General features: G+C 72.5%; 17 protein-coding genes. 4 read left to right on the forward strand and 13 right to left on the reverse strand.

What is annotated here, in order from left to right:
- The first annotated feature begins 87 nt into the window (after nt 1-87).
- Together QE381_RS10065 and QE381_RS10070 are read left to right on the forward strand one after the other, a co-directional pair.
- A complete protein-coding gene (locus tag QE381_RS10065; protein ID WP_307217807.1) occupies nt 88-588 on the forward strand; it encodes a septum formation family protein in 501 nt (166 codons plus the stop codon).
- Complete coding sequence (locus QE381_RS10070) at nt 585-1,592, forward strand: hypothetical protein (RefSeq protein WP_307217808.1); 1,008 nt, start codon at nt 585-587, stop codon at nt 1,590-1,592. Before QE381_RS10065 ends, QE381_RS10070 begins: the two co-directional genes overlap by 4 nt.
- Nucleotides 1,593-1,620: 28 nt before the next feature.
- Here QE381_RS10070 and QE381_RS10075 read toward each other — a convergent pair whose 3' ends face one another.
- The 10 genes from QE381_RS10075 to allB form a co-directional block, all read right to left on the reverse strand.
- Nucleotides 1,621-2,310, reverse strand: coding sequence for a response regulator (locus tag QE381_RS10075; protein WP_307217809.1), 690 nt, complete (start codon nt 2,308-2,310; stop codon nt 1,621-1,623).
- Entirely contained in the window at nt 2,307-4,826 is a 2,520-nt protein-coding gene (locus QE381_RS10080) for a DUF4118 domain-containing protein (RefSeq protein ID WP_307217811.1), read from the reverse strand. Before QE381_RS10080 ends, QE381_RS10075 begins: the two co-directional genes overlap by 4 nt.
- Before the next feature lie 2 nt (nt 4,827-4,828).
- Entirely contained in the window at nt 4,829-5,443 is a 615-nt protein-coding gene (kdpC, locus tag QE381_RS10085) for a K(+)-transporting ATPase subunit C (protein WP_307217813.1), read from the reverse strand.
- A 23-nt stretch (nt 5,444-5,466) separates the two neighbouring features.
- Nucleotides 5,467-7,611: a potassium-transporting ATPase subunit KdpB gene (kdpB, locus tag QE381_RS10090; protein WP_307217815.1), complete on the reverse strand. Its 2,145-nt coding sequence runs from the start codon at nt 7,609-7,611 to the stop codon at nt 5,467-5,469.
- Between the two features lie 3 nt (nt 7,612-7,614).
- Complete coding sequence (gene kdpA, locus QE381_RS10095; RefSeq protein ID WP_307217817.1) at nt 7,615-9,288, reverse strand: potassium-transporting ATPase subunit KdpA; 1,674 nt, start codon at nt 9,286-9,288, stop codon at nt 7,615-7,617.
- Nucleotides 9,288-11,012 carry a Zn-dependent hydrolase gene (locus QE381_RS10100; protein ID WP_307217818.1) on the reverse strand — a complete coding sequence of 575 codons (1,725 nt, stop codon included), beginning with the start codon at nt 11,010-11,012 and terminating at the stop codon, nt 9,288-9,290. The genes kdpA and QE381_RS10100 overlap by 1 nt, the downstream gene beginning before the upstream one ends.
- A complete protein-coding gene (locus QE381_RS10105) occupies nt 11,012-12,250 on the reverse strand; it encodes an alanine--glyoxylate aminotransferase family protein (protein ID WP_307217820.1) in 1,239 nt (412 codons plus the stop codon). The genes QE381_RS10100 and QE381_RS10105 overlap by 1 nt, the downstream gene beginning before the upstream one ends.
- 39 nt (nt 12,251-12,289) lie before the next feature.
- Nucleotides 12,290-13,876 (reverse strand): AtzH-like domain-containing protein, encoded by a 1,587-nt coding sequence (locus tag QE381_RS10110; protein WP_307217822.1) that lies wholly within the window; start codon nt 13,874-13,876, stop codon nt 12,290-12,292.
- Between the two features lie 109 nt (nt 13,877-13,985).
- Entirely contained in the window at nt 13,986-15,152 is a 1,167-nt protein-coding gene (locus QE381_RS10115; protein ID WP_307217824.1) for an acetamidase/formamidase family protein, read from the reverse strand.
- Nucleotides 15,149-16,486: an allantoinase AllB gene (gene allB, locus QE381_RS10120; protein WP_307217826.1), complete on the reverse strand. Its 1,338-nt coding sequence runs from the start codon at nt 16,484-16,486 to the stop codon at nt 15,149-15,151. Before allB ends, QE381_RS10115 begins: the two co-directional genes overlap by 4 nt.
- A 95-nt stretch (nt 16,487-16,581) precedes the next feature.
- Between allB and uraD the strand changes: the two genes are divergently transcribed.
- Both uraD and uraH read left to right on the forward strand, forming a co-directional pair.
- On the forward strand, nt 16,582-17,106 hold the full coding sequence (gene uraD, locus QE381_RS10125) for a 2-oxo-4-hydroxy-4-carboxy-5-ureidoimidazoline decarboxylase (protein ID WP_307217827.1): 525 nt from the start codon (nt 16,582-16,584) through the stop codon (nt 17,104-17,106).
- Nucleotides 17,103-17,435, forward strand: coding sequence for a hydroxyisourate hydrolase (uraH, locus tag QE381_RS10130; protein WP_307217828.1), 333 nt, complete (start codon nt 17,103-17,105; stop codon nt 17,433-17,435). The genes uraD and uraH overlap by 4 nt, the downstream gene beginning before the upstream one ends.
- Before the next feature lie 50 nt (nt 17,436-17,485).
- Here uraH and QE381_RS10135 read toward each other — a convergent pair whose 3' ends face one another.
- The 3 genes from QE381_RS10135 to QE381_RS10145 form a co-directional block, all read right to left on the reverse strand.
- Nucleotides 17,486-18,592 (reverse strand): NAD(P)-dependent alcohol dehydrogenase, encoded by a 1,107-nt coding sequence (locus QE381_RS10135; protein WP_307217829.1) that lies wholly within the window; start codon nt 18,590-18,592, stop codon nt 17,486-17,488.
- Nucleotides 18,593-18,732: 140 nt separating this feature from the next.
- The gene (locus QE381_RS10140; RefSeq protein ID WP_307217830.1) at nt 18,733-20,208 is read right to left on the reverse strand and encodes a nucleobase:cation symporter-2 family protein; all 1,476 of its coding nucleotides are present in this window, start codon (nt 20,206-20,208) and stop codon (nt 18,733-18,735) included.
- Between the two features lie 148 nt (nt 20,209-20,356).
- Nucleotides 20,357-20,890 (reverse strand): adenine phosphoribosyltransferase, encoded by a 534-nt coding sequence (locus QE381_RS10145; protein ID WP_307217832.1) that lies wholly within the window; start codon nt 20,888-20,890, stop codon nt 20,357-20,359.
- Nucleotides 20,891-21,017: the final 127 nt, after the last annotated feature.

Raw genomic sequence — 21,017 nt, forward strand, 5'->3', positions numbered from 1 at the left:
CGTTCCCAGCGAACGCATATCACCAACAGAGAGGTTGCCCAGCCTGCCGGACGGCTCCGCCGGGCGCCATCGGAAAACGAGTCACCCATGCGCACCACACGCCTGCTGCCCGCCGCAGCCCTCCTGTCCTCCGTTCTGCTCCTCGGGGGATGCACCGCGATCGGCAATCTCTTCGGAGGCGACCAGGCCGTCCGAGACGCCGACAGCGGCGAGGTCACCGACGCCGGCAAGGGCGATGTGTTCGCGCTGAAGGTGGGCGACTGCTTCGACGACGAGGCCGGCACCGAGGTGAGCGAGCTGCCGCTGAAGCCCTGCTCCGGCCCGCACGACTTCGAGACCTACTACGACTTCTCGCTGCCGGGCGACGAGTACCCGGGCATGAGCGAGATCGACTCCCAGGCCGAGACGGAGTGCGGCGCCGCTTTCGACGACTTCGTCGGCATCCCCTATGAGGAGTCGACCCTCGGGTACAGCTACCTGACGCCGACCCAGAAGAGCTGGGAGCAGGGCGGCGACCGCCTCGTCTCCTGCTACGTCGGCGACCCGGCCGGCCCCGTCAGCGGCAGCCTCGCCGGCGCCGCGCGATGAGCGACGCGGCGGCCGGGCGGCAGGTGTTCCGCCCGGCGCTCGGCCGCCGTGTCGTCGGTGCCCTCCTCGGCTCGATCGCCTTCGCCGTGCTCGCCGCCGTGCTGGTTCCACGGCTGTTCCCGGTGACGACGCCGCGCGACGTCCGCGCGGGGCTCACGCTCGTCGTCGTCCTCGTCGGGGTCGGCGTCATCTGGGCCGTGACCCTGTGGTGGAGCAACCTGCGGGTGGTCGTGACCGCCGCAGCCGTCGAGGTCCACCGCCCCGGCATGCGGCTGCACGCCTGGGCGCGCGACGAGACCGCCTTCAGCAGCTCGCTCACCAAGCGCTACGTCAACGGGATCCCGGCGGGGACCACACGCACCCTCGTCGCCCGCGGCCCGGGCGGGACGGTCAACGTGGCCGTTCCCCTGGGTCGTGAGGACTTCACCCGGCTGATGGCGGTGGTGACCCCGCTGGCACCCCCGGCAGCGCCCGCCGAACCGGATCCCGCCGTAGTCGGCCCGCGCGTCTTCCTGCCGGACCCGGCGCCCATCGCCGCACGCGCCATGCGGCTCGGGATCGGCGCCGGCGTCGGGCTCCTCGTCACCTTCGGCGTGCTCGTGCTGCTGGCGACGGGCGTGTGGGGACGCGACGACACGGAGCTCGCGACGGTCGGGGTCGCGGTCGCCGCCGTGGTCACGGTCGTGCTGGCCGTGCTGACCGCGATCATGCTCGGCCGCGCGCGGCAGGTCCCGGAGCGGATCGAGGTGGCACCGGGGATGCTGACGGTCGACGACCGTGTCTTCCCGCTCACGGCCGTGCGCGCCGTGCGGCTCAGTCCGCCCGCCTACCCGGTCCGGCGGCTCGCGATCACCGACGCGGCCGGATCGACGCACCGGTGGCTGCTGGGCGAGGCGCACTCGCCGCGCACGCCGCAGCTCCTGCCGGCGTATCCGGAGCTCGTGGCCGCCGTCGCCGCGGCCGGTGCCGGCACCGAAGGGGTCGTGCTCTACGACCTCCGCTGAGCGGGATCGCCCGGCCGCATCCGCGCGCTCAGTCCTCGAGCACGAGCCGGTAGCCCATGCCGGGCTCGGTCAGCAGGTGCACCGGACGCGCCGGATCGTGCTCGAGCTTCTTCCGCAGCTGCGACATGTAGAGCCGCAGGTAGCCCGTGTCGGTGACGTGCGCGGTGCCCCAGATGTGCTCGAGGAGCGTCTGTCGGGTGACGAGCCGCCCGGGGTTGCGCAGCAGCAGCTCGAGCATGCTCCACTCGGTCGGCGTGAGCCGCACCTGCCGCGTCTCCCCCGCCGTCGTCCGGGTGATGCTGTGCGCGGCGAGGTCGACCGAGACGTCGCCGAAGGTCACGACCGGATCCGCATCGTGCTGCGGCAGGCGGCGGGTCAGGGCGCGGATGCGCGCGAGGAGCTCCTCGATCGAGAACGGCTTGGTCACGTAGTCGTCGGCGCCGGCGTCGAGCGCATCGACCTTGTCCGCCGCACCGGTGCGCCCCGAGATGACGAGGATCGGCGCCTCGGACCAGCCGCGGATCGCGTGGATGACGTCGATCCCGTCGAGCTGCGGCATCCCGAGATCGAGCAGGAACAGGTCGGGACGATCGTCGACGGCGGCCGCGATCGCCTGCGCGCCGTCGGTCGCCGTCACGATCTCGTACCCCTTGGCGGTCAGGGTGATCCGCAGCGCCCGCACGATCTGCGGGTCGTCGTCGGCGATGAGCAGTTTCATCGCTCCCCCTCCCGCCGCGAGCCCTCGTCCCCCGCCGAGTCTGCCACGGGCAGCGAGATCACCATGGTGAGCCCGCCTCCCGGGGTGTCCTCCGGCACCAGCGTGCCGCCCATCCCCTCCACGAACCCCTTCGACAGGGCGAGCCCGAGCCCGAGCCCCGTCGTGTTGTCGGTGTCGCCGAGCCGCTGGAACGGCACGAACACCTCGTCCTGCCGGTCGGGAGAGATCCCCGGCCCGTGGTCGATGACGCGGATCTCGACGACGTCGGCGAAGCTGCTCGTCGAGATCCGCACGGGCCTGCCCGGCGGCGAGTACCGGAGGGCGTTGGCGAGCAGGTTCACGACGACCCGCTGCAGCAGGACCGGGTCCGCGCTCATCGCGGGGGTGTCCCGGCCGAAGTCCAGCTCGACCTCGGCGGGGCCGAGCCCCAGCTCGTCGAGCGCGGGCAGGACGGCGTCGGCCGGCTCGACGGGAAGCGTCGCCACCGCCAGCACCCCGGCCTGCAGCCGGCTGACGTCCAGCAGATCGGTCACGAGCACGCCGAGCGCCGTGAGGCTCTCGTCCGCGGTGGCGAGCAGGTCCTCCCGGTCCTGCTCGCTGAGCGTTCCGCGCGCCGCGCGCAGGCCGCCCACCGCGGCCGTCGCCGCGGCGAGGGGGCGCCGCAGGTCGTGGCTGAGCGCCGACAGGAGGGCGCTGCGGACCTTGTCGGTGGCCGCCAGCGGTGCGACCTCGCTCGCCGCCTCCTCCAGGGCGCTGTGCGCGATCGCGGCGGCGAGCTGGGCCACCACGACGGCGAGCAGCCGTTGTCCCGAGGCCTGGAGGTCGGGTCCGTGCAGCTCGAGCACGACATCCGCCGTCACCGGCACGACCGTGTGCGCGTCGTCCGCCAGAGGCTCGCCGTCGGATGCGAGCACCGTGTCGCCGCGGCGCAGCCGGACCCCGCTCAGGCCGAAGGCCTCGCGCGTGCGGTCCACGAGCGCCTGCAGCGCACCGTCGCCGCGCAGCACGCTCCCCGCGACGTTCTGCAGCAGCTCGGACTCCGCCGCCGCGCGGCGCGCGGCCCGCGTCTGCCGGGCGGCGCGGTCGACCACGACGCTCACGAGCACGGCGATCGTGACGTAGAGGACGAGGGCGAGCAGGTGCAGCGGGTCGCTGATGGTGATCGTGTAGTACGGCGCGATGAAGAGGAAGTCGAGCGTGACGCCCGACAGCACGGCGGCGAACAGCGCCGGCCACAGGCCGCCGACGAGCGCGACCACCACGACCAGGAGCTGGTAGCTGAGGACGTCGGTCGTGAGGAGCTCGTCGCGGTGGAACGCCACCAGCAGCCAGGACAGCAGCGGTCCGCCCACGAGCGCGACGGCCAGGCCGGCGAGACGGCGGCGGAGGCTGAGGGCGCCGCCCAGCCGGGGCAGCCGGAAGCCGCCCCCCGCCGCCGCCGAGTGCGACACGATATGGACGTCGATGTCGCCCGACTCGCGGATGACGGTCGCCCCGATCCCGGGCCCGGTCAGCAGCGCCGTCAGCCGACTGCGCCTGCTCACCCCGATGACCAGCTGGGTCGCGTTGACCGAGCGGGCGAACTCGACCAGCGCAGCAGGGATGTCCTCGCCGACGACCTGGTGGAACGTGCCGCCCAGCTGCTCGACGAGCGCCCGCTGCTGCGCGAGCGCGGCGGGGTTCCCCGCGCGCAGCCCGTCCGGGCTGATGACCCGGACGGCGAGGAGCTCGCCGCCGGAGGAGCGCGCCGCGATCCGCGCTCCGCGGCGGATCAGGGTCTCCCCCTCCGGACCGCCCGTGAGCGTCACGACGACGCGCTCGCGCGCCTCCCAGGTGCTGTCGATGCCGTGCTCGGCACGGTAGTCCTTGAGCGCCTGGTCGACCTCGTCCGCCAGCCAGAGGAGCGCGAGCTCGCGGAGGGCCGTGAGGTTTCCCAGCCGGAAGTAGTTCGACAGGGCGGCGTCGATGCGCTCGGCGGGGTAGACGAACCCGCCCGACAGCCGGTCGCGCAGCGCCTGCGGGGCGAGATCCACGACCTCGACCTGGTCGGCCGCGCGCAGCACCTCGTCCGGGATCGTCTCGCGCTGGGGCGCCCCGGTGATCTTCTCCACCACGTCGTTGAGGGAGGCGATGTGCTGGATGTTGACGGTCGAGAGGACGTCGATGCCCGCGGCGAGGAGCGCGTCGACATCCTGCCAGCGCTTCTCGTGGCGCGAACCCGGGGCGTTCGTGTGCGCGAGCTCGTCGACGAGCGCGACATCCGGCCGGCGCGCGATCACCGCGTCGAGGTCCATCTCCGACAGCACGACACCGCGATGCTCGACGACCCGCCGGGGCACGGCGGGGATCCCCTCGGTCATGGCGGCGGTCGCGGCGCGGCCGTGCGTCTCGACGACGGCGATCACGACGTCCCGTCCCTCGGCCAGCAGGCGCCTGCCCTCCTCGAGCATCGCGAAGGTCTTGCCGACGCCGGGGGCGGCGCCGAGCAGCACGCGCAGCCTCCCCCGTGCGGTCATGGTCAGCCCTTCAGCTCGTCGAGTGCCAGGTTAAGCTGCAGGACGTTCACGGTGGGCTCGCCGAGGTATCCGAGATCGCGGCCGGTCGTGTGCGCGGCGACGAGGCTCTGCACCTCGGCCGCCGTCAGCCCGCGGGCCCGTGCGACCCGGGCGACCTGGATCTCGGCGTAGGCGGGGCTGATGTCGGGGTCGAGGCCTGAGCCGGACGCCGTCACCGCATCCGCGGGGATCCGGTCCTCCGGCACTCCGTCGAAGGCCGCGATCTGGGCCTTGCGCGTGCCGATCGCGTCGATCAGATCCTCGTTCTCGGGGCCGAGGTTGGAGCCGGAGGACGAGGCGGCGTCCCAGCCGTCCCCGGCAGCCGACGGCCGCGACTGGAAGTACTGCGGGAGCGGGTCGCCCGCAGCATCCAGGAAGCCCTGGCCGAGCAGCGCGGAGCCGACGACCTGGCCGTCGGCTCCGCGCTGGAGCGAGCCGTTGGCCTGGGCGGGCAGCGCCAGCTGGCCGACGCCGGTGACGAGCGCCGTGTAGCCGATGCCGAGCAGCAGCGTGAAGACCGCCATGGCCCGGATCGCGACCCAGAGGGTGCGTCCGGTGGAGCGGGTGGCCGTGTTCATGGGGTTCCCTTCCTGGTCCGGCGTCAGAAGCCGGGGATGAGGCGCACGACGAGGTCGATGAGCCAGATGCCGATGAACGGGGCGACGATGCCGCCGAGCCCGTAGACGAGCAGATTGCGGGCGAGCATGCTCGACGCGCTGACCGCCCGGTACCGCACCCCGCGCAGCGAGAGCGGGATGAGGATCACGATGATGATCGCGTTGAAGACGACCGCCGACAGGACCGCCGAGGCGGGCGAGTGCAGCCCCATGACGTTGAGCACCGCCAAGCCGGGGAAGACCCCCATGAACATGGCGGGGATGATGGCGAAGTACTTCGCGATGTCGTTGGCGATCGAGAACGTCGTCAGCGCGCCGCGGGTGATCAGCAGCTGTTTGCCGATCCGCACGATGTCGATGAGCTTGGTGGGGTCCGAGTCGAGGTCGACCATGTTGCCGGCCTCCTTGGCCGCCGAGGTGCCGGAGTTCATCGCGACGCCGACGTCGGCCTGAGCGAGCGCGGGCGCGTCGTTCGTGCCGTCGCCCGTCATCGCGACGAGGTTGCCGCCCTCCTGCTCCCTGCGGATGAGCGCGAGCTTGTCCTCCGGGGTCGCCTCGGCGAGGAAGTCGTCGACCCCCGCCTCCTTCGCGATCGCCGCGGCCGTCAGGGGGTTGTCTCCCGTGATCATGACCGTGCGGATGCCCATGCTGCGCAGCTCCGCGAACCGCTCGGACAGCCCGTCCTTCACGATGTCCTTGAGGTGCACGACACCGAGGATGCGGCCCTGGCCCGCCGCGGAGCGGGTCGCGACCACGAGCGGAGTGCCGCCGGACTGCGAGATGTGCTGGGTGTGCTCGTCGAGCTCGGCGCGCATGCCGCTCGGCAGCGGGCCGCCCTCCGCCTCGAGCCAGGCGACGACGGCGGAGCCGGCGCCCTTGCGGATGCGGGTGCCGTCCGGCAGGTCGAGGCCCGACATCCGGGTCTGCGCCGTGAACGGCACGATCTCGCCGGGGGCGGAGGCGCCGACGTCCACGCCCTCGGCCACGGCGAGCTCGACGATCGAGGTCCCCTCGGGCGTCGGATCGGCCAGGGAGGAGAGGGATGCCGCCCGGACCAGGTCCTGATCGGCCACGCCGGCGAGGGGCACGAAGGCCGCCGCGCGGCGGTTGCCGTAGGTGATGGTCCCGGTCTTGTCGAGCAGGAGCGTCGTCACGTCGCCCGCGGCCTCGACCGCGCGGCCCGACATCGCGAGCACGTTGCGCTGGACGAGCCGGTCCATCCCGGCGATGCCGATCGCCGACAGGAGCGCGCCGATCGTGGTCGGGATGAGGCAGACGAGCAGGGCGACGAGAACCGTGATGCTCACGGGGCTGGCGGCGTAGGAGGCGACGGGGTCGAGCACGAGCGCCACCACGACGAAGACGATGGACAGGCTCGCGAGCAGGATGTTCAGGGCGATCTCGTTGGGCGTCTTCTGACGGGCGGCGCCCTCGACCAGCGCGATCATCCGGTCGACGAAGGTCTCCCCGGGCCTCGAGGTGATGCGCACCACGATGCGGTCCGACAGCACGCGGGTGCCGCCGGTGACGGCGCTCCGGTCGCCGCCGGCCTCGCGGATCACGGGCGCGGACTCGCCCGTGATGGCCGACTCGTCGACCGAGGCGATCCCCCAGACGATGTCGCCGTCGCCGGGGACGAGCTCGCCGGCGGTGACCACGACGACGTCGCCGAGTCGAAGCTCGGCAGAGGCGATGTCCTCGGACGCGGCGGAGACGGCACCCGCGTCCGCCGTCGCGTCGTAGCCGCGCACCCGGTGCGCGGTCGTGCTGGTGCGGGTCTTGCGCAGCGTGTCGGCCTGGGCCTTGCCCCGCCCCTCGGCGACGGACTCCGCGACGTTGGCGAACACGACCGTGAGCCACAGCCACACCGCGATCACGGCGGTGAAGGCGGCGGGCACGGGTGTGCCGCCGGAGTCCTGCGGCCCGCCCAGGAACGGCTCCGCGATCGCGAGGAGGGTCGTGAGGACCGCCCCCACCCACACGATGAACATGACGGGGTTGCGCCACTGGTCGCGGGGGTCGAGCTTGCGCAGCGCACCGGGGAGCGCGGCGACGATCTGCGCCCAGGAGAGCCCGCCGCGCGGCGCGGGCGAGCCTGCGGTGTGCGCGGGCGAGGTGAGTGTGGACATGGGTCAGGCGAGTCCTTCCGCGAGCGGTCCGAGAGCGAGGACCGGGAAGTAGGTGAGCGCGGCGACGAGGATGACGGCGCCGACGAGGAGGGAGACGAACAGCGGACGGTGCGTGGGGAGCGTCCCGGCGGTGACGGGGACGGCATCCTGGGTGGCCAGCGAGCCCGCAAGCGCCAGCACCAGCACGATCGGGACGAAACGTCCGAGCAGCATCACGACGCCCAGGGCCGTGTTCAGCCACGGGGTGTTCGCGGTGAGTCCCGCGAACGCGGAGCCGTTGTTGTTGGCGGCGGAGGTGAAGGCGTACAGCACCTCGGAGAACCCGTGCACGCCGGGATTGAGGATCGAGGTGCCGGTGACGTCGTCGCGCACGCCCGGGATGGCGAAGCTCAGCGCGGTGCCGGCCAGCACGAACACGGGGGTCACGAGGATGTAGAGGCTCGCGAGCTTGATCTCGCGGGCACCGATCTTCTTTCCCAGGTACTCGGGGGTGCGGCCGACGAGCAGGCCCGCGATGAACACCGCGATGACGGCCATGATGAGGATGCCGTAGAGCCCGGAGCCGACGCCGCCGGGGGCGACCTCGCCGAGCATCATGTTGAGCATCGTCATCATGCCGGCGAGGGCGGGGAACGAGTCGTGCATGGCCGAGACCGCGCCGGTCGAGGTCGCGGTGCTCGCGGTCTCGAACAGCGAGGTGAGGGGGAGGCCGAAGCGCGTCTCGACGCCCTCGAGCGCGCCGCCCGCCAGCTGCGGCGCCGTGCCGGCACCGGCCAGCAGGAAAGCCGTGAGCGCGGCGAAGGAGGCGACGAAGAGCACCGTCATGGCGCCGAGGATCGCGTAGCCCTGCCGGATGTCGCCGACCATCCTGCCGAACGTGCGGGTGAGGGCGACCGGGATCAGGAGCATCAGCACGATCTCGAACAGGCTCGTCCACCCCGTCGGGTTCTCGAAGGGATGCGCCGAGTTCGCGTTGTAGAAGCCGCCGCCGTTCGTGCCGAGCAGCTTGATCGCCTCCTGCGAGGCGACCGGCCCCCCGGGGATCGTCGCGGTGCCGCCCGAGATCGTCGGGACCTCGCTGAACGAGGTCAGGTTCTGGATGACGCCTCCGGCGATGAGGACGATCGCGCCGACCACGGAGATCGGCAGCAGGATCCGCAGCGTGCCGCGCACGAGATCGACCCAGAAGTTGCCGATCGTGCCCGAGCGCCGGGCGGCGAAGCCGCGCACGAGCGCGATGGCGACGGCCATGCCGACGGCCGCGGAGACGAAGTTCTGGACGGCGAGTGCCGCGAATTGCACCGTGTAGCCGAGCGTCTGCTCCGGCGAATAGGACTGCCAGTTCGTGTTGGTGACGAACGAGACCGCCGTGTCGAAGGAGAGCGGCTCGCTGGGAGCGGGCAGTCCGAGCGAGAGCGGCAGCCACTGCTGCGTGCGCTGGAACAGGTAGACCAGCAGCACGCCGACGAGCGAGAACAGGAGCACGCCGCGCAGGTACGCCTGCCAGGTCTGCTCCGCGCGGGGGTCGACGCCGATCACGCGGTAGACGCCCCGCTCGATGCGGGCGTCCCTGGCGGTCGTGTACGCCCACGCCATGTAGTCGCCGAGCGGACGCCAGAAGACCGCGAGGACCACGGCGACGGTCAGCAGCGCCGCGCCGGCGAACAGCCACGCCATCAGAACTTCTCCGGGCGGACCAGCGCGAACACGAGATAGACGACGGCCGCGACGCCGAGCACGACGCCGAGGATCTGGAAGACGATCACGCCCGCTCGCCTCCCCGCCCACTGCGCGGCGCCGAGTCGCCGGCCGAAGGGCCGAGCTTCTCCACCGCTTTGCCGATCAGGGCGACCAGCACGAACAGGGCGATGACGCCGAGCACGTACAACACGTCCAGCACGAGACACCTCACTCAGAGAAGGACGACCCCGGTGCCGGAGCCGCACGCCACAGGCGCATCGACGATGCAACACCCCGGGGAGGCCGGAGGACGGGGTCCTCACGGAATCCATACGGGTCGCGGCCGGATGCTGACGGGATCCGTGCGGCCGGGCGTTCGGGAGGAGCCTTCTCGAAGAGAGCGGAGGCGGCCTCAGCCGCGGTCGGCGGCGAGGGAGAGGACGGACTCGGCGAGCGCACGGATGCCGAGTGCCACGTCCGCGCCCGAGACCGACTCGTCCGGGTGGTGGCTGATCCCGTCGGGGTTTGCGGAGGAAGAGCATGCCGACATCCGTCACGGCGCCGATCGACATCCCGTCGTGTCCCGCGGGGCTGAACAGGGTCGCCGGATCGTCGGAGACGCCCGGGAGCGCGGACACGATGCCCTCGCGCACGACGTCCTGCAGCAGCGGCGCGCACATGACCGCCGGCGCGCTGTGCACCTCGCGCGCGCGCCAGCGCAGGTGCCGCCGACCCATGATGCCGTCGAACTCGCGGGCGATCCGATCCCAGACGCGGTCGCGCTCGCCGTCGAACTCGCCGCGCAGGTCGAGGGAGAAGTGCGCCTCGCCGGGCACCACGTTCACGGCCCCGGGGAAGGCCTCCAGCTGACCCACCGTGCCGATGATGTGATGCTCGCTCGCGCAGATGCGCTCGACGGCGAGCGCCGCCTCGGACGCCCCGAGCAGGGCGTCGCGGCGCATGTCGTAGGGGGTTCCCCCCGCGTGCCGCGCCTCGCCCTCGACCACGAGCTGGAAGCGGCGGGCGGCGGCGATCGAGGACACGACCGCGAGCGGCTCCCCCCGGCGGTCGAGCTCGGGCCCCTGCTCGATGTGCGCCTCGAGGTAGCCCACGAGCTGCTCCGGTCGACGCGCCGCCTCACCGATGCGCGCGGGATCCAGGCCGAACTCGAGGAACGCCTGCCGCAGCGTCGTGCCCTCGGCATCCTTCAGCGCCCACCAGTCGTCGCGCCAGATGCCCGCCACGGCGGACGAGCCCAGCAGCGCCTTGCCGAAGCGGGTGCCCTCCTCGTCGGAGAACGCGATGACCTCGAGCGCGAACGGCAGCCGCACCCCGTAGCGGTCGTCGCCGAGAGGGGCGCGCAGGAGGCGCGCGACCTCGAGGGCCATGAGCACCCCCACGATCCCGTCGAAGCGCCCCGCGTCGAGCACGGTGTCCAGGTGCGAGCCGAGCACGAGCGCGGGCTCGTCGGGCACGAGCGCGTCGCCGGCGATGCGATCGAGTCGCCCGAGCTGGTTGCCGGCGGCATCCTGCCGGGAACGCATCCCCAGCTCGCGCATCCACTCCGCCACGAGCCGGTTGACGCGGGCATGCTCCGGCGAGAGGTAGACCCGCTCGACGCTTCCCGGAGTGGCCGTCACCCGGGCGAGCTCGTCACAGCGGGCCATGACCCGCCGCGCCGCCGCCGCGATCCGGTCGGGCGTCGCGTCGAGATGGGCCATCAGGCGGCCTCCGCGTAGACGGCGAGCGCGGCTTCCACCCCGCCCCCGACGGGCACCGCCGCGCCGAAGCGGCGAAGCACCGCCTCGAGGGCGACGAGGGTCGTGAGCACGGCGTCCTTGCGGGCGTTGTAGCCCATCGTCCCGATGCGCCACACCCGTCCGTGGAGGGGGCCGAACGAGGTGCCGATCTCGATGCCGAAGTCGTCGAGCATCGCCTGGCGCGCGACATCCCCGGGCACGCCCTCGGGGATCTCGACGGCGACGACGTTGGTCATCTTGTGCGCCGTGTCGCCGAAGACGGTCATGCCGAGGGCCTCGACGCCCGTGAGCATCGCGCGACCCGCGAGCTCGTGCCGGGCGATGACCGCGTCCCGGCCCTCGAGCAGCAGCAGGCGGGCGCACTCACGAGCGCCGTAGAGCATGCTCGTGGCCTCCGTGTGGTGGTTCAGCCGTCGCGGACCCCAGTAGTCGAGGATCATGCCGAGGTCGAAGTAGTTCGAGCGGACGAAGTCGGATGCGTCGGGGTCGCCGGCCTCGCGGATGCCCGCCTCGATCCGCTTGCGACCGCGGATCACCTCGACCGCACGCGCGCTCAGCGTGATCGGCGCGGAACCGCTCGGTCCGCCCAGGCACTTCTGAAGTCCGGCGGTCGCGGCATCCAGACCCCAGGCGTCCGCCTCGAACGGGTTGCCGCCGAGAGAGGCGGTCGCGTCCGAGTAGAACAGCACGCCGTGCTTCTGGCAGATCGCACCGACCTCCTCCAGCGGCTGGAGCATGGTCGTGGAGGTGTCGCCCTGCACGAGTGCGAGGAGCGTGGGCTTGACGCGCACGATCGCCTCCTCGATGACGGAGGGCGGGAACACCTGACCCCACTCGGTCTCAATCGTGTGCACCTCGGCCAGCGCGCGCTCGGCGATCTCGGCCAGCAGGTGTCCGAAGCGGCCGAACACGGGCACGAGCACCCGGTCGCCGGGGCGGACGAGGGAGAGGATCGCCGCCTCGATGCCCGCGCGGCTCGTGCCGTCCACGAGCATGGTGCCGTCGTTGCGGGTGGCCCACACCTGCCGGTACAGCTCCTGCGTCTCGGTCATGGTGGCGGTCATGAAGGGGTCGTACTGCCCCACGAGCGGCGCCGACATCGCCCGCAGCACGCTCGGGTAGGCGGAGATGGGCCCCGGCCCCATGAGCAGCCGGGCGGGCGGGTCGATGGGCGACGTGGTTTCGACGAAGGAGGACATCGGGAGGCTCCGAGTGAGAGGGGGTGGGAGGCGGAAAGGTCAGCGGAGGAGGGTGGCGAGGCGGCGGGCGAGGCGCACGAGCGCGATGTCGGTGCCGGCGCGCGAGACCAGGCACACGCCCACGGGCGCCGGTCCCAGGTGCGACGGCACCGACAGCAGCGGGGCAGACAGCGCGGGGAGACCGCCGATCGCGGCGGGCGTCGTCATCCGCAGCGTCGCCGTGCGGACGGCGTCGATGCGCGCCCCGTCGGCCGTGCGCATCGGGGCGGGACCCGGCACGGTCGGCAGGATCAGCACGGCGTCGCGCACGAGGTCGTGCACGTGCTCGCGCAGCTCTTCGAGCCGCGCCCGGGCCGCGGACTCCTCCTCCGCCGTCACCTCGCTCGCCAGCCGGAAGCGTTCGGCGACCGCGGCGCCCGTCGCGCCCGGATGCGCGCGCAGCCAGTCGGCGTTGTTGCGCCACGCCTCGGCGGCCTGCACCGCGCGGAACGGCTCGTGGTAGCCCGCGAGGTCGCCGATCGCGACACGACGGAGCACGGGAGGGTCATCGGATGCCGCGAGGCGCGCCAGCAGTGCGTCGAACGCCGCGCGGGTGTCGGGCTCGACCGCATCCATCACCTCGTCGGGAACGATGAATCGCCACGGGAGGTCGTCGCCGGACTCGCCGAACACGCTCTCGGTGGACTCGGAGCCGTCGTAGCTGAGGCACCAGTCGGCGACGCGCTGCAGCGTGTCGCCGTCGCGGGTGAGCCACCCGACCGTGTCGAACGACTGCGCGAGCGGGAGCATGCCCATGCGCGGCACGAGTCCGTGCGTCGTGCGCAAACCCCAGAGCCCCTGGTAGGAGGCGGGGACGCGGATCGAGCCGGCCGTGTCGGTCGCGAGTCCGATCTCGGCCTGGCCGGTCGCGACGGCGCTCGCGGGTCCGCTCGACGAGCCGCCGGGCAGGGCGCCCGGCAGCGCGCCGTTGGGCGGCGTGCCGTAGTGCGCGTTGTCGCCGGCGATCGAGTACGCGAACTCGTCCGTGCGTGCGATGCCGCGCAGCGACGCGCCGCCGCGGAGCAGATCGGTGACCGCGGGCGCCGTCGACGCCTCGGGACGCGCGGAGTCGAGGAACGTCGGGTTGCCGGCGCCGATGCGGTAGCCCTTGATCGCGAAGAGGTCTTTCACGGCGACCGTCAGGCCGCGCAGCGGACCCTCCCACGCGCCCTGGAGCAGGGGGTCGCCGACCGACCGCCAGACCGACCGGTCGAGCGCCTGCGCCCGCCCGGTCACATGGGCCGCGGCGATCCGCCACGAGCCGTCGACGCGCTGCCACACCTGAGACTGGAGGCCGGTGCCGCCGCCGCGGTACCGGGAGACCGAGACGAGGAGCGCGACATCCTGGCCCAGCGGCCGGTACTCGATGCGTTCGATCTCGCGCGGGGGAACGCCGCCGCGCACGCCGCGGAACGCGCTGATGACGTCATGGCCGACCAGCAGCCCTGCGGCATCCCCGCGCAGCGTGTCGGGCCCCGGCGCGAACATCTCGTCCAGCACGTCGAGGTCGTTGTCGAGGATGGCGCGCTCGTACCGGTCGAAGGCGCTGAACAGGTCGGCCGGGATGTCGGCACCGAGCTCCGTCATGCCGCCCACTTTCCCGATGCATGTCCCACTTCCGACCGGTGCGGGCGCCCGGAAGCGGTCCGAAGTGGGACATCGTCCGGTCGGAAGTGGGACATGGGGGGTGTGGCGCTCATGCGATGTGCCCCTCGGGGGATGCGGCGGATGCGGATGCGGCGGATGCGGATGTGCGGGACGTGGATGCGGGGGATGCCGCGGGGACGGCGGCGAAGTCGGACTCACGGATGCGGGCGTGCACACCGCAGACGATATCGACCACCTGCGAGATGTCGAAGTCGGTCGCCGCCGACAGGTACGCATACGCGAGATGCTCGGCCATGCCGTAGCGCGCCTGCAGCAGGTCGAGCGCGGCGCGCACGCACCGCCGCATCGCCTCGCCCAGGTCGGGGTCCAGACCCGTCGGCACGAGGTACTCGCTCGTGCGCACGAGGGGGCCCGTGACCTCGCCGAAGGCGGCGAGCGCATCCCGGCGCGGCACGATCTCGAACCGCAGCGTCGCGCGCAACGACGCCTCCAGCGCGGTGAGGGCGACCTCCCCGTCGCCCTGCGCGAAGTGGGGGTCGCCGACGTACGCGAGCGCGCCCGGGACCTGCACGGGCAGGTACAGCACGGCGCCCTCGACGAGCAGGTTGATGTCGATGTTGCCGCCGTGGCTGCCCGGCGGGACCGAGTGCGGACGCGTGTCGCCCGCGACCGCGACGCCCATGGTGCCGAGGAACGGCGCGAGCGGGAAGGCGACATCCCGCGGTCCGCCCTCGGCCAGCGGCAGCACTCCGTGCAGCGCGCCGTCGCGGTCCTCGACGGGCGCGAAGACGCTCACGTTGTGCTCGCCCCGCGGCAGCACGCCCACGAGGGCGCCCTTGCCGTGCCGGTTCGAGATCACGCCATAGGGCACGCGCGGCACGAGGGTCTCGACCGTGATCTTGAGCAGGTCGCCCGGCTCGGCGCCGGTCACGTGGATCGGCCCCGTGACGACGTGCGGACCGTCGGCGAGCGGGTCGCGTGCGAGCTCGCGGGCGATGTCGATCGCATCCTCCAGCACGGACGACGCGGGCACGCCGTGACCGGAGAAGTACGCGAGCGGATCCTTGCCCTGGTCCTCGAGGATGCCCTCATGGCTGACCGTGTCGATCGTGACGGTCTGGCCGGGATCGATCGTGAGGACGGGCGCGTCGGCGGCGCACGGGAGACGCCCCCACACGACGGTCGTGGGGCTCGAGGCGAGATAGTGGTCGCCCGGGATCTCCCCGGTGCCGGGCTGCAGGATCTCGACGGTCATTGCTGCTCCTCCGCGCTCGCGATCAGCTCGAGTCCGTGTCGGATCGACACGTCCTCGCCGCGACGGTACACCGCTTCACCGCGGAGATACGTGGTGCGCACCGCCCCCACGAGCGCCTGGCCGTCCCACGGCGAGAGCTTGTTGCGGTATTCGAGGCGCGCGGCGTCCACCACGAAACGCTCGTCCGGCGCGAACTCGACGAGGTGCGCCGGGGCGCCGGGTGCGATCACGCCGCGGCCCGCGAGCCCCCCGATGCGGGCGGGCCCCGTCGTCAGGAGCGGCAGGATCTGCACGAACGGGATGTCGCGGCTGCGCGCCGCGGTGTGGATCGCGGCGAGGCCGGTCTGCAGCCCCGAGATCCCGCCCCAGGCGAGCCCGAAGTCCGGGTCCTTCAGCTCGGCGGTCGAGGGCGAGTGGTCGCTCACGATGGCGTCGATCGTGCCGTCGAGCACGCCTGCCCAGAGCAGGTCCTGGTTCGCGCGGTCGCGGATGGGCGGGCAGCACTTGAAGGATGCGGCGCCGTCCGGCACGTGTTCGGCATCCAGGGTCAGGTAGTGCGGACAGGTCTCGACCGTGAGGCGCAGACCCTCGGCCTTCGCGGCTCGCACGTCGTCGAGCGCCTCGCCGTCGGAGACGTGCACGATGTGGGCGCGGGCGCCCGTGCGTCGCATCGTGTCGATGACGCGCTGGATCGCGGAGCGCTCACTGGCGGCGGGACGCGAGGCCAGGAAGTCCGCGTAGTGCCGGCCGAGCGCACCCTCGCCGTGGATGTGGGCGGGGTCCTCGGCGTGCACGATCAGCAGCCCGTCGAAGGCGGCGAGCTCGGTCATGGCCTGCGCGAGCTGCGCGGGGTCCAGGTAGCCGAACTCGTCGATGCCGCTCGGCAGCAGGAAGCACTTGAAGCCCACGACGCCCGCGGCGCCGAGCTCGCGCAACGAGCCGAGGTTCTCCGGGACGGCGCCGCCCCAGTAGCCCACATCGACCGCGAGCGCCCCCGCCGCCGCGGCCCGCTTGGCCGCGAGCGCGGCGGGCGTCGTCGTGACCGGGATGCTGTTGAGCGGCATGTCGAGAACGGTCGTGACGCCGCCGGCCGCCGCCGCCGCCGTGCCGGTCACGAAGCCCTCCCACTCGGTGCGGCCGGGATCGTTGAGGTGCACGTGCGAGTCGACGAGGCCGGGCAGCAGCACGGCGTCGTCGGGCAGCACGGTGTCTGCGGCGGGGTCGAAGGGCTCGATCGCGGCGATGACGCCGTCGACGACGCGGACGGTGGCGGGGACGAAGGCGCCGTCGATGAAGGCGCGGCGCGCGGAGAACGTCGCGCTCGGGTGGGTCATGCACCCCACGCTAGGGGCTCTGCGTTTCGCGAATGTAACCCAGGTCAACATCTCGTGTGACGGCGAGGACACGCACGGGCGTTAGGGTGGCGGCCATGCAGCTCGCCGAGTTCAACGCCCTCGACCCCGCCGACGCCGCCCAGACCGTCGCGGTGTGGGCCGCGGTCCCCGGCTGGGTCGACGCCCTCGTCGCCGCCCGGCCCTACGCCTCCGTCGCCGCACTCGCCGCCTACGCCGGGGAGCTCGCGGCCGTCTGGTCGCGCGCCGACCTCGACGCCGCGCTCGCGCACCATCCGCGGATCGGCGCGCGGGTGACGGGGACCGGAGCGGAGGCGGCGGCATCCCGTTCCGAGCAGTCCGCCATGGCGAGCGCAGCCGACGAGGTCGCGGCGGCGATCGCCGCGGGCAACGCCGCCTACGAGGAGCGCTTCGGCCGCGTGTTCCTCATCCGCGCGGCGGGACGCACGCCCGAGGAGATGCTCGCCGAGCTCGAGCGACGGCTGCACAACGACGACACGACGGAGGCGCGCGAGGCGACGGCGCAGCTCGCCGAGATCGCGCTGCTGCGGTTGGGGACGACCGTGCTGGAGGACGAGATCGGACCGGAGGAGCAGGAGTGAGCCATCTGACCACCCACGTGCTGGATGCGACGGCGGGGATCCCCGGCGCCGCAGTCGCGGTGTCGCTGCACCGCCATGACCCCGGCGGCGCCGTCGTGCTGGTCGCCGACGGACTCACCGACGCCGACGGGCGCCTGGCCCTGGGCCCCGACGTCCTCGACCCCGGCATGTACGCGCTGACCTTCGCGACCGGCGCGTACTTCGCGGACCGCGGCGTCGAGACGTTCTACCCGCTCGCGACGATCATGTTCACGGTGGCGGACGCCGCGCATTACCACGTGCCGCTGCTGCTGAGCCCGTTCGCCTACTCGACCTACCGCGGCAGCTGAGGCCCGTCCTCCCCGGCCGTCGCAGCGCGCGGCCGGGGAGGACGCGCGTCTCAGGCCATCACGAGCACGGCCTTGACGGCCTTGCCGCTCTGGGTGTCGGCGATCGCCGTCTCGATCTGATCGAACGGGTACGTCGTGATCAGCTTGTCGAAGGGGAACGTGCCGGAGCGGTGCATCTCGATGAGCTTCGGGATGAACGTCTGCGGCACGGCATCCCCCTCGACGGCCCCGATGAACGTCCTGCCCGACGCCGAGACCAGGGATGCGGGGATCATCGCGTCGGGCCGCGTCGCCGCGATGACCGCGATCGTCGCGCCGAAACGCGTGGCCGCGACGAGGTTGGCGATGACGGCGGGAACACCGGTGGTGTCGAGTCCGTAGGCGGCTCCGATCCCGCCGGTGAGCGCCTGGATCTGCGCCACGACGTCCTCGTCACGCCCGTTGATCGCGTGCGTCGCACCGAACTCGACGGCGGCCGCGAGACGCTCGGGGAGCACGTCGACCGCGACGATGGTGGTCGCGCCTGCGGCCTTGGCCGCCATGATCCCGGAGAGGCCGACCGCGCCGGCGCCGCTCACGACGATGCTGTCGCCCGCGCCGACTCCGAGGGAGTTCAGCACGGTGCCGGCTCCGGTCTGGATCCCGCATCCGAGCGGTCCTGCGAGCTCGACGGGGAGGTCGTCGGGGAGCTTGACCGCGTTGCGCGCGACGACGAGGGCGTGGGTGGCGAAGGAGGACTGGCCGAAGAAGCTGCCGGCGACCGAGCCGCCGTCGACGAGCGCCATCGTGCCGCTGCCGTCCTCGCGGACGCCGCCGAAGTTCAGCGGCATGAACGAGAGGCAGTAGGCCTCGCGGCCGGCGAGACAGTTCTCGCAGTGGCCGCACGCGGCGAACGAGAGGGAGACATGGTCGCCGACCGCGAACCCGCTGACGGCCGAGCCGACGGCTTCGACGACACCGGCACCCTCGTGACCGAGCACGATCGGGAAGGCGGTCGGGATGTCGCCGTGCTGCACCGCGAGGTCGGTGTGACACAGCCCGGTCGCGACGATGCGGACCAGCAGCTCATCGGCGCGCGGATCCTGCAGCACGACATCGGTGAAGACGAACGACGAGTCGACGCCGTCGAGGACGGCGGCGTGAGCGGTAGTGGGCATGGAAGAAGACCTCCGGGAGAGTGCCGGGCGACGGCCGACTGTGCGCGGACGCACGACCGTCGGTGCACGGCGTCCTCTCCAGCGTATCCCCGTGAATACATCGGGGGGCCGTGACCGACTCCGCCCGAAAGGGCACCCGGTCAGCGCCGGTCCGGCTCCTCGTCGGGACGCAGCGCCACCGCGTCGATCGCACCGGTCGTGCCGGCGGCGTCCGGGTGCACGAGCGCGGCCGCAGCAGGGCCTCGCACCGCGTCGTAGGCCCCGATCTTGGCATCGCCCGCGTGATCACGGCGGATCCCGTCGGAGTTGAGCAGGAGATTCAGCAGGATCGCCGAGATCGCGCCCGCCGAGATGCCCGAGTCGAAGATCAGCGTGAACCAGTCCGGGAACTGGTCGTAGATCGTCGGGCTGACCGTCGGCAGCAGGGCGACGCCGACCGAGATGGCCACGACGAGCACGTTCTTGTTGTTGAACTGGACCTTCGAGAGGGTGCGGATGCCGCTGGCCGCCACCATGCCGAACAGGGCGATCCCGGCACCCCCGAGCACCGCGCGCGGCACGCCCTCCACGACCGCCGCCACCTTCGGGATGAGCCCGAGCAGCACGAGGATGCCGCCGGCCAGGGTGGCGACGTAGCGGGACCGGACGCCGGTCAGGGAGACGAGCCCCACGTTCTGGGCGAAGGCCGTGTACGGGAACGTGTTGAAGATGCCGCCCACCACCGTGCCGAGTCCGTCGGCGCGCAGCCCGTCGGCGAGCTGTCGGCGCCCGACCGGCTTGTCGACGATCTCGCCGACCGCGATCATGTCGCCGGTCGTCTCGGTCATGATGACGATCGCGACGACGACCATCGACACGACGGCGGCCGGCGGGAAGGTGGGCAGCCCGAAGTGGAACGGCGTCACGACGGCGAACCAGGCGGCATCCGCCACCCCCGACCAATCCACCATGCCGGGCACGAACAGCGCCACGACGGTTCCGGCGACCAGGCCGAGCAGCACGGAGACGCGTTGCAGCGCGGGCGGGGCGAAGCGTTCGACGAGCACGATGAACAGCAGGGTCCCCGCGGCGAAGGCGACGTTCACGGGCGGTGCGCCGTCCGTGGCGTTGTCCACGATCCAGCCGGCGGCGACGTCCATGAGCGACAGGCCGATGATGAGGATGACGGTGCCGGTCACGATCGGGGGGAAGAACCGCAGCAGCTGCGAGAAGAACGGCGCGACGAGGATCATGAACAGCCCGCAGGCGATCGTCGCGCCGAACACGGCGGTGATCCCCTCGCTCTTGCCGATCGCGATCATGGGCCCGACCGCGGCGAAGGTGACGCCCTGCATGAGCGGCAGCCGCACCCCGAACCGCCAGAAGCCGACCGACTGCAGGATCGTGGCGAGGCCGGCGACGAACAGGTCGGCGCTGATGAGGAACGCGAGATCGCTCGCGGAGTAGCCGAGGGCGCCCCCGACGATGAGGGGCACGGCCACCGCGCCCGCGTACATCGCGAGCACGTGCTGAAGGCCCAGCGGGAAGAGCCGGGCCAGCGGCGGGATCCCGTCCACCGTGTTCTCGCGGCGCCTCGCCGTGCGCTCCTGCCGGTCGGGCCTCTCGGACGTCGTCATGCCGTCTCCCTCTGCTGCCGAGCCGCGGACGCTCCCGTGCCGCGCGGCGCCGCCGTGTTCGCTCGCGTATGGGGACCGTACGAGGCTCGTGTTACAACCGGTGCGGCGCCGAGGTTTCGGTCCTGTGACAGCCGGACGGCGCCCGGCCTCAGACCCGGAAGACCGCGTGCAGGCCGGGGTCGCCGAGGACGGCCCTGCCGCCGAGCGCCTCGAGCTCCATCAGCACGGTGACGCCGGCGACCTCGCCGCCGATCCGATGCACCAGCTCGCGTGCGGCGGCGAGCGTGCCGCCCGTCGCCAGCACGTCGTCGATCAGGAGCACGCGGGTGCCGCGCGGGATGTCGTCGTGCATCTCGATCGTGGCCGTCGCGTACTCGAGGGCGTAGTCGACGGATGCGGCAGGCCGCGGCAGCTTGCCCGCCTTGCGGATCGGCACGAGGCCGACGCCCGCCGCGATCGCAGCGGCTCCGGCGAGCAGGAACCCGCGTGCTTCGACGCCCGCCACGACGTCGAAGGATCCCGCGAACGGCTCGATCAGCGCGGCGGTGACGGCTTCGAGAGCGGCGGCGTCTGCGAGCAGCGGCGCGATGTCGCGGAACAGCACCCCGGCCTCGGGATAGTCGGGGATGAGGGCGATCAGGCTCTCGGCGCGCGCGAGGGCGTCCGGGTCGGGATGCGGCACCCGCCAACCTTATCCCCCTCCCCCTTTCTCCGTCGGTGGCGCAGTGGATGCGGCACGCGGGCGTCGACGGGACCGGAGGACTCGGGGGCGTGATCGAATCGATACGATCGGGGCGGTAGGCTCATCG

Origin of the sequence: Microbacterium sp. SORGH_AS_0888, from assembly GCF_030818905.1 — a bacterium.
Classification (GTDB): domain Bacteria; phylum Actinomycetota; class Actinomycetes; order Actinomycetales; family Microbacteriaceae; genus Microbacterium.

Excerpts from the sequence above, each read along its gene's own strand:
- QE381_RS10065 (WP_307217807.1), top strand. The coding sequence starts at position 88 with ATGCGCACCACACGCCTGCTGCCCGCCGCAGCCCTCCTGTCCTCCGTT.
- QE381_RS10070 (WP_307217808.1), top strand. The coding sequence starts at position 585 with ATGAGCGACGCGGCGGCCGGGCGGCAGGTGTTCCGCCCGGCGCTCGGC.
- QE381_RS10075 (WP_307217809.1), bottom strand. The coding sequence starts at position 2,310 with ATGAAACTGCTCATCGCCGACGACGACCCGCAGATCGTGCGGGCGCTG.
- QE381_RS10080 (WP_307217811.1), bottom strand. The coding sequence starts at position 4,826 with ATGACCGCACGGGGGAGGCTGCGCGTGCTGCTCGGCGCCGCCCCCGGC.
- kdpC (WP_307217813.1), bottom strand. The coding sequence starts at position 5,443 with ATGAACACGGCCACCCGCTCCACCGGACGCACCCTCTGGGTCGCGATC.
- kdpB (WP_307217815.1), bottom strand. The coding sequence starts at position 7,611 with ATGTCCACACTCACCTCGCCCGCGCACACCGCAGGCTCGCCCGCGCCG.
- kdpA (WP_307217817.1), bottom strand. The coding sequence starts at position 9,288 with ATGGCGTGGCTGTTCGCCGGCGCGGCGCTGCTGACCGTCGCCGTGGTC.
- QE381_RS10100 (WP_307217818.1), bottom strand. The coding sequence starts at position 11,012 with ATGGCCCATCTCGACGCGACGCCCGACCGGATCGCGGCGGCGGCGCGG.
- QE381_RS10105 (WP_307217820.1), bottom strand. The coding sequence starts at position 12,250 with ATGTCCTCCTTCGTCGAAACCACGTCGCCCATCGACCCGCCCGCCCGG.
- QE381_RS10110 (WP_307217822.1), bottom strand. The coding sequence starts at position 13,876 with ATGACGGAGCTCGGTGCCGACATCCCGGCCGACCTGTTCAGCGCCTTC.
- QE381_RS10115 (WP_307217824.1), bottom strand. The coding sequence starts at position 15,152 with ATGACCGTCGAGATCCTGCAGCCCGGCACCGGGGAGATCCCGGGCGAC.
- allB (WP_307217826.1), bottom strand. The coding sequence starts at position 16,486 with ATGACCCACCCGAGCGCGACGTTCTCCGCGCGCCGCGCCTTCATCGAC.
- uraD (WP_307217827.1), top strand. The coding sequence starts at position 16,582 with ATGCAGCTCGCCGAGTTCAACGCCCTCGACCCCGCCGACGCCGCCCAG.
- QE381_RS10135 (WP_307217829.1), bottom strand. The coding sequence starts at position 18,592 with ATGCCCACTACCGCTCACGCCGCCGTCCTCGACGGCGTCGACTCGTCG.
- QE381_RS10140 (WP_307217830.1), bottom strand. The coding sequence starts at position 20,208 with ATGACGACGTCCGAGAGGCCCGACCGGCAGGAGCGCACGGCGAGGCGC.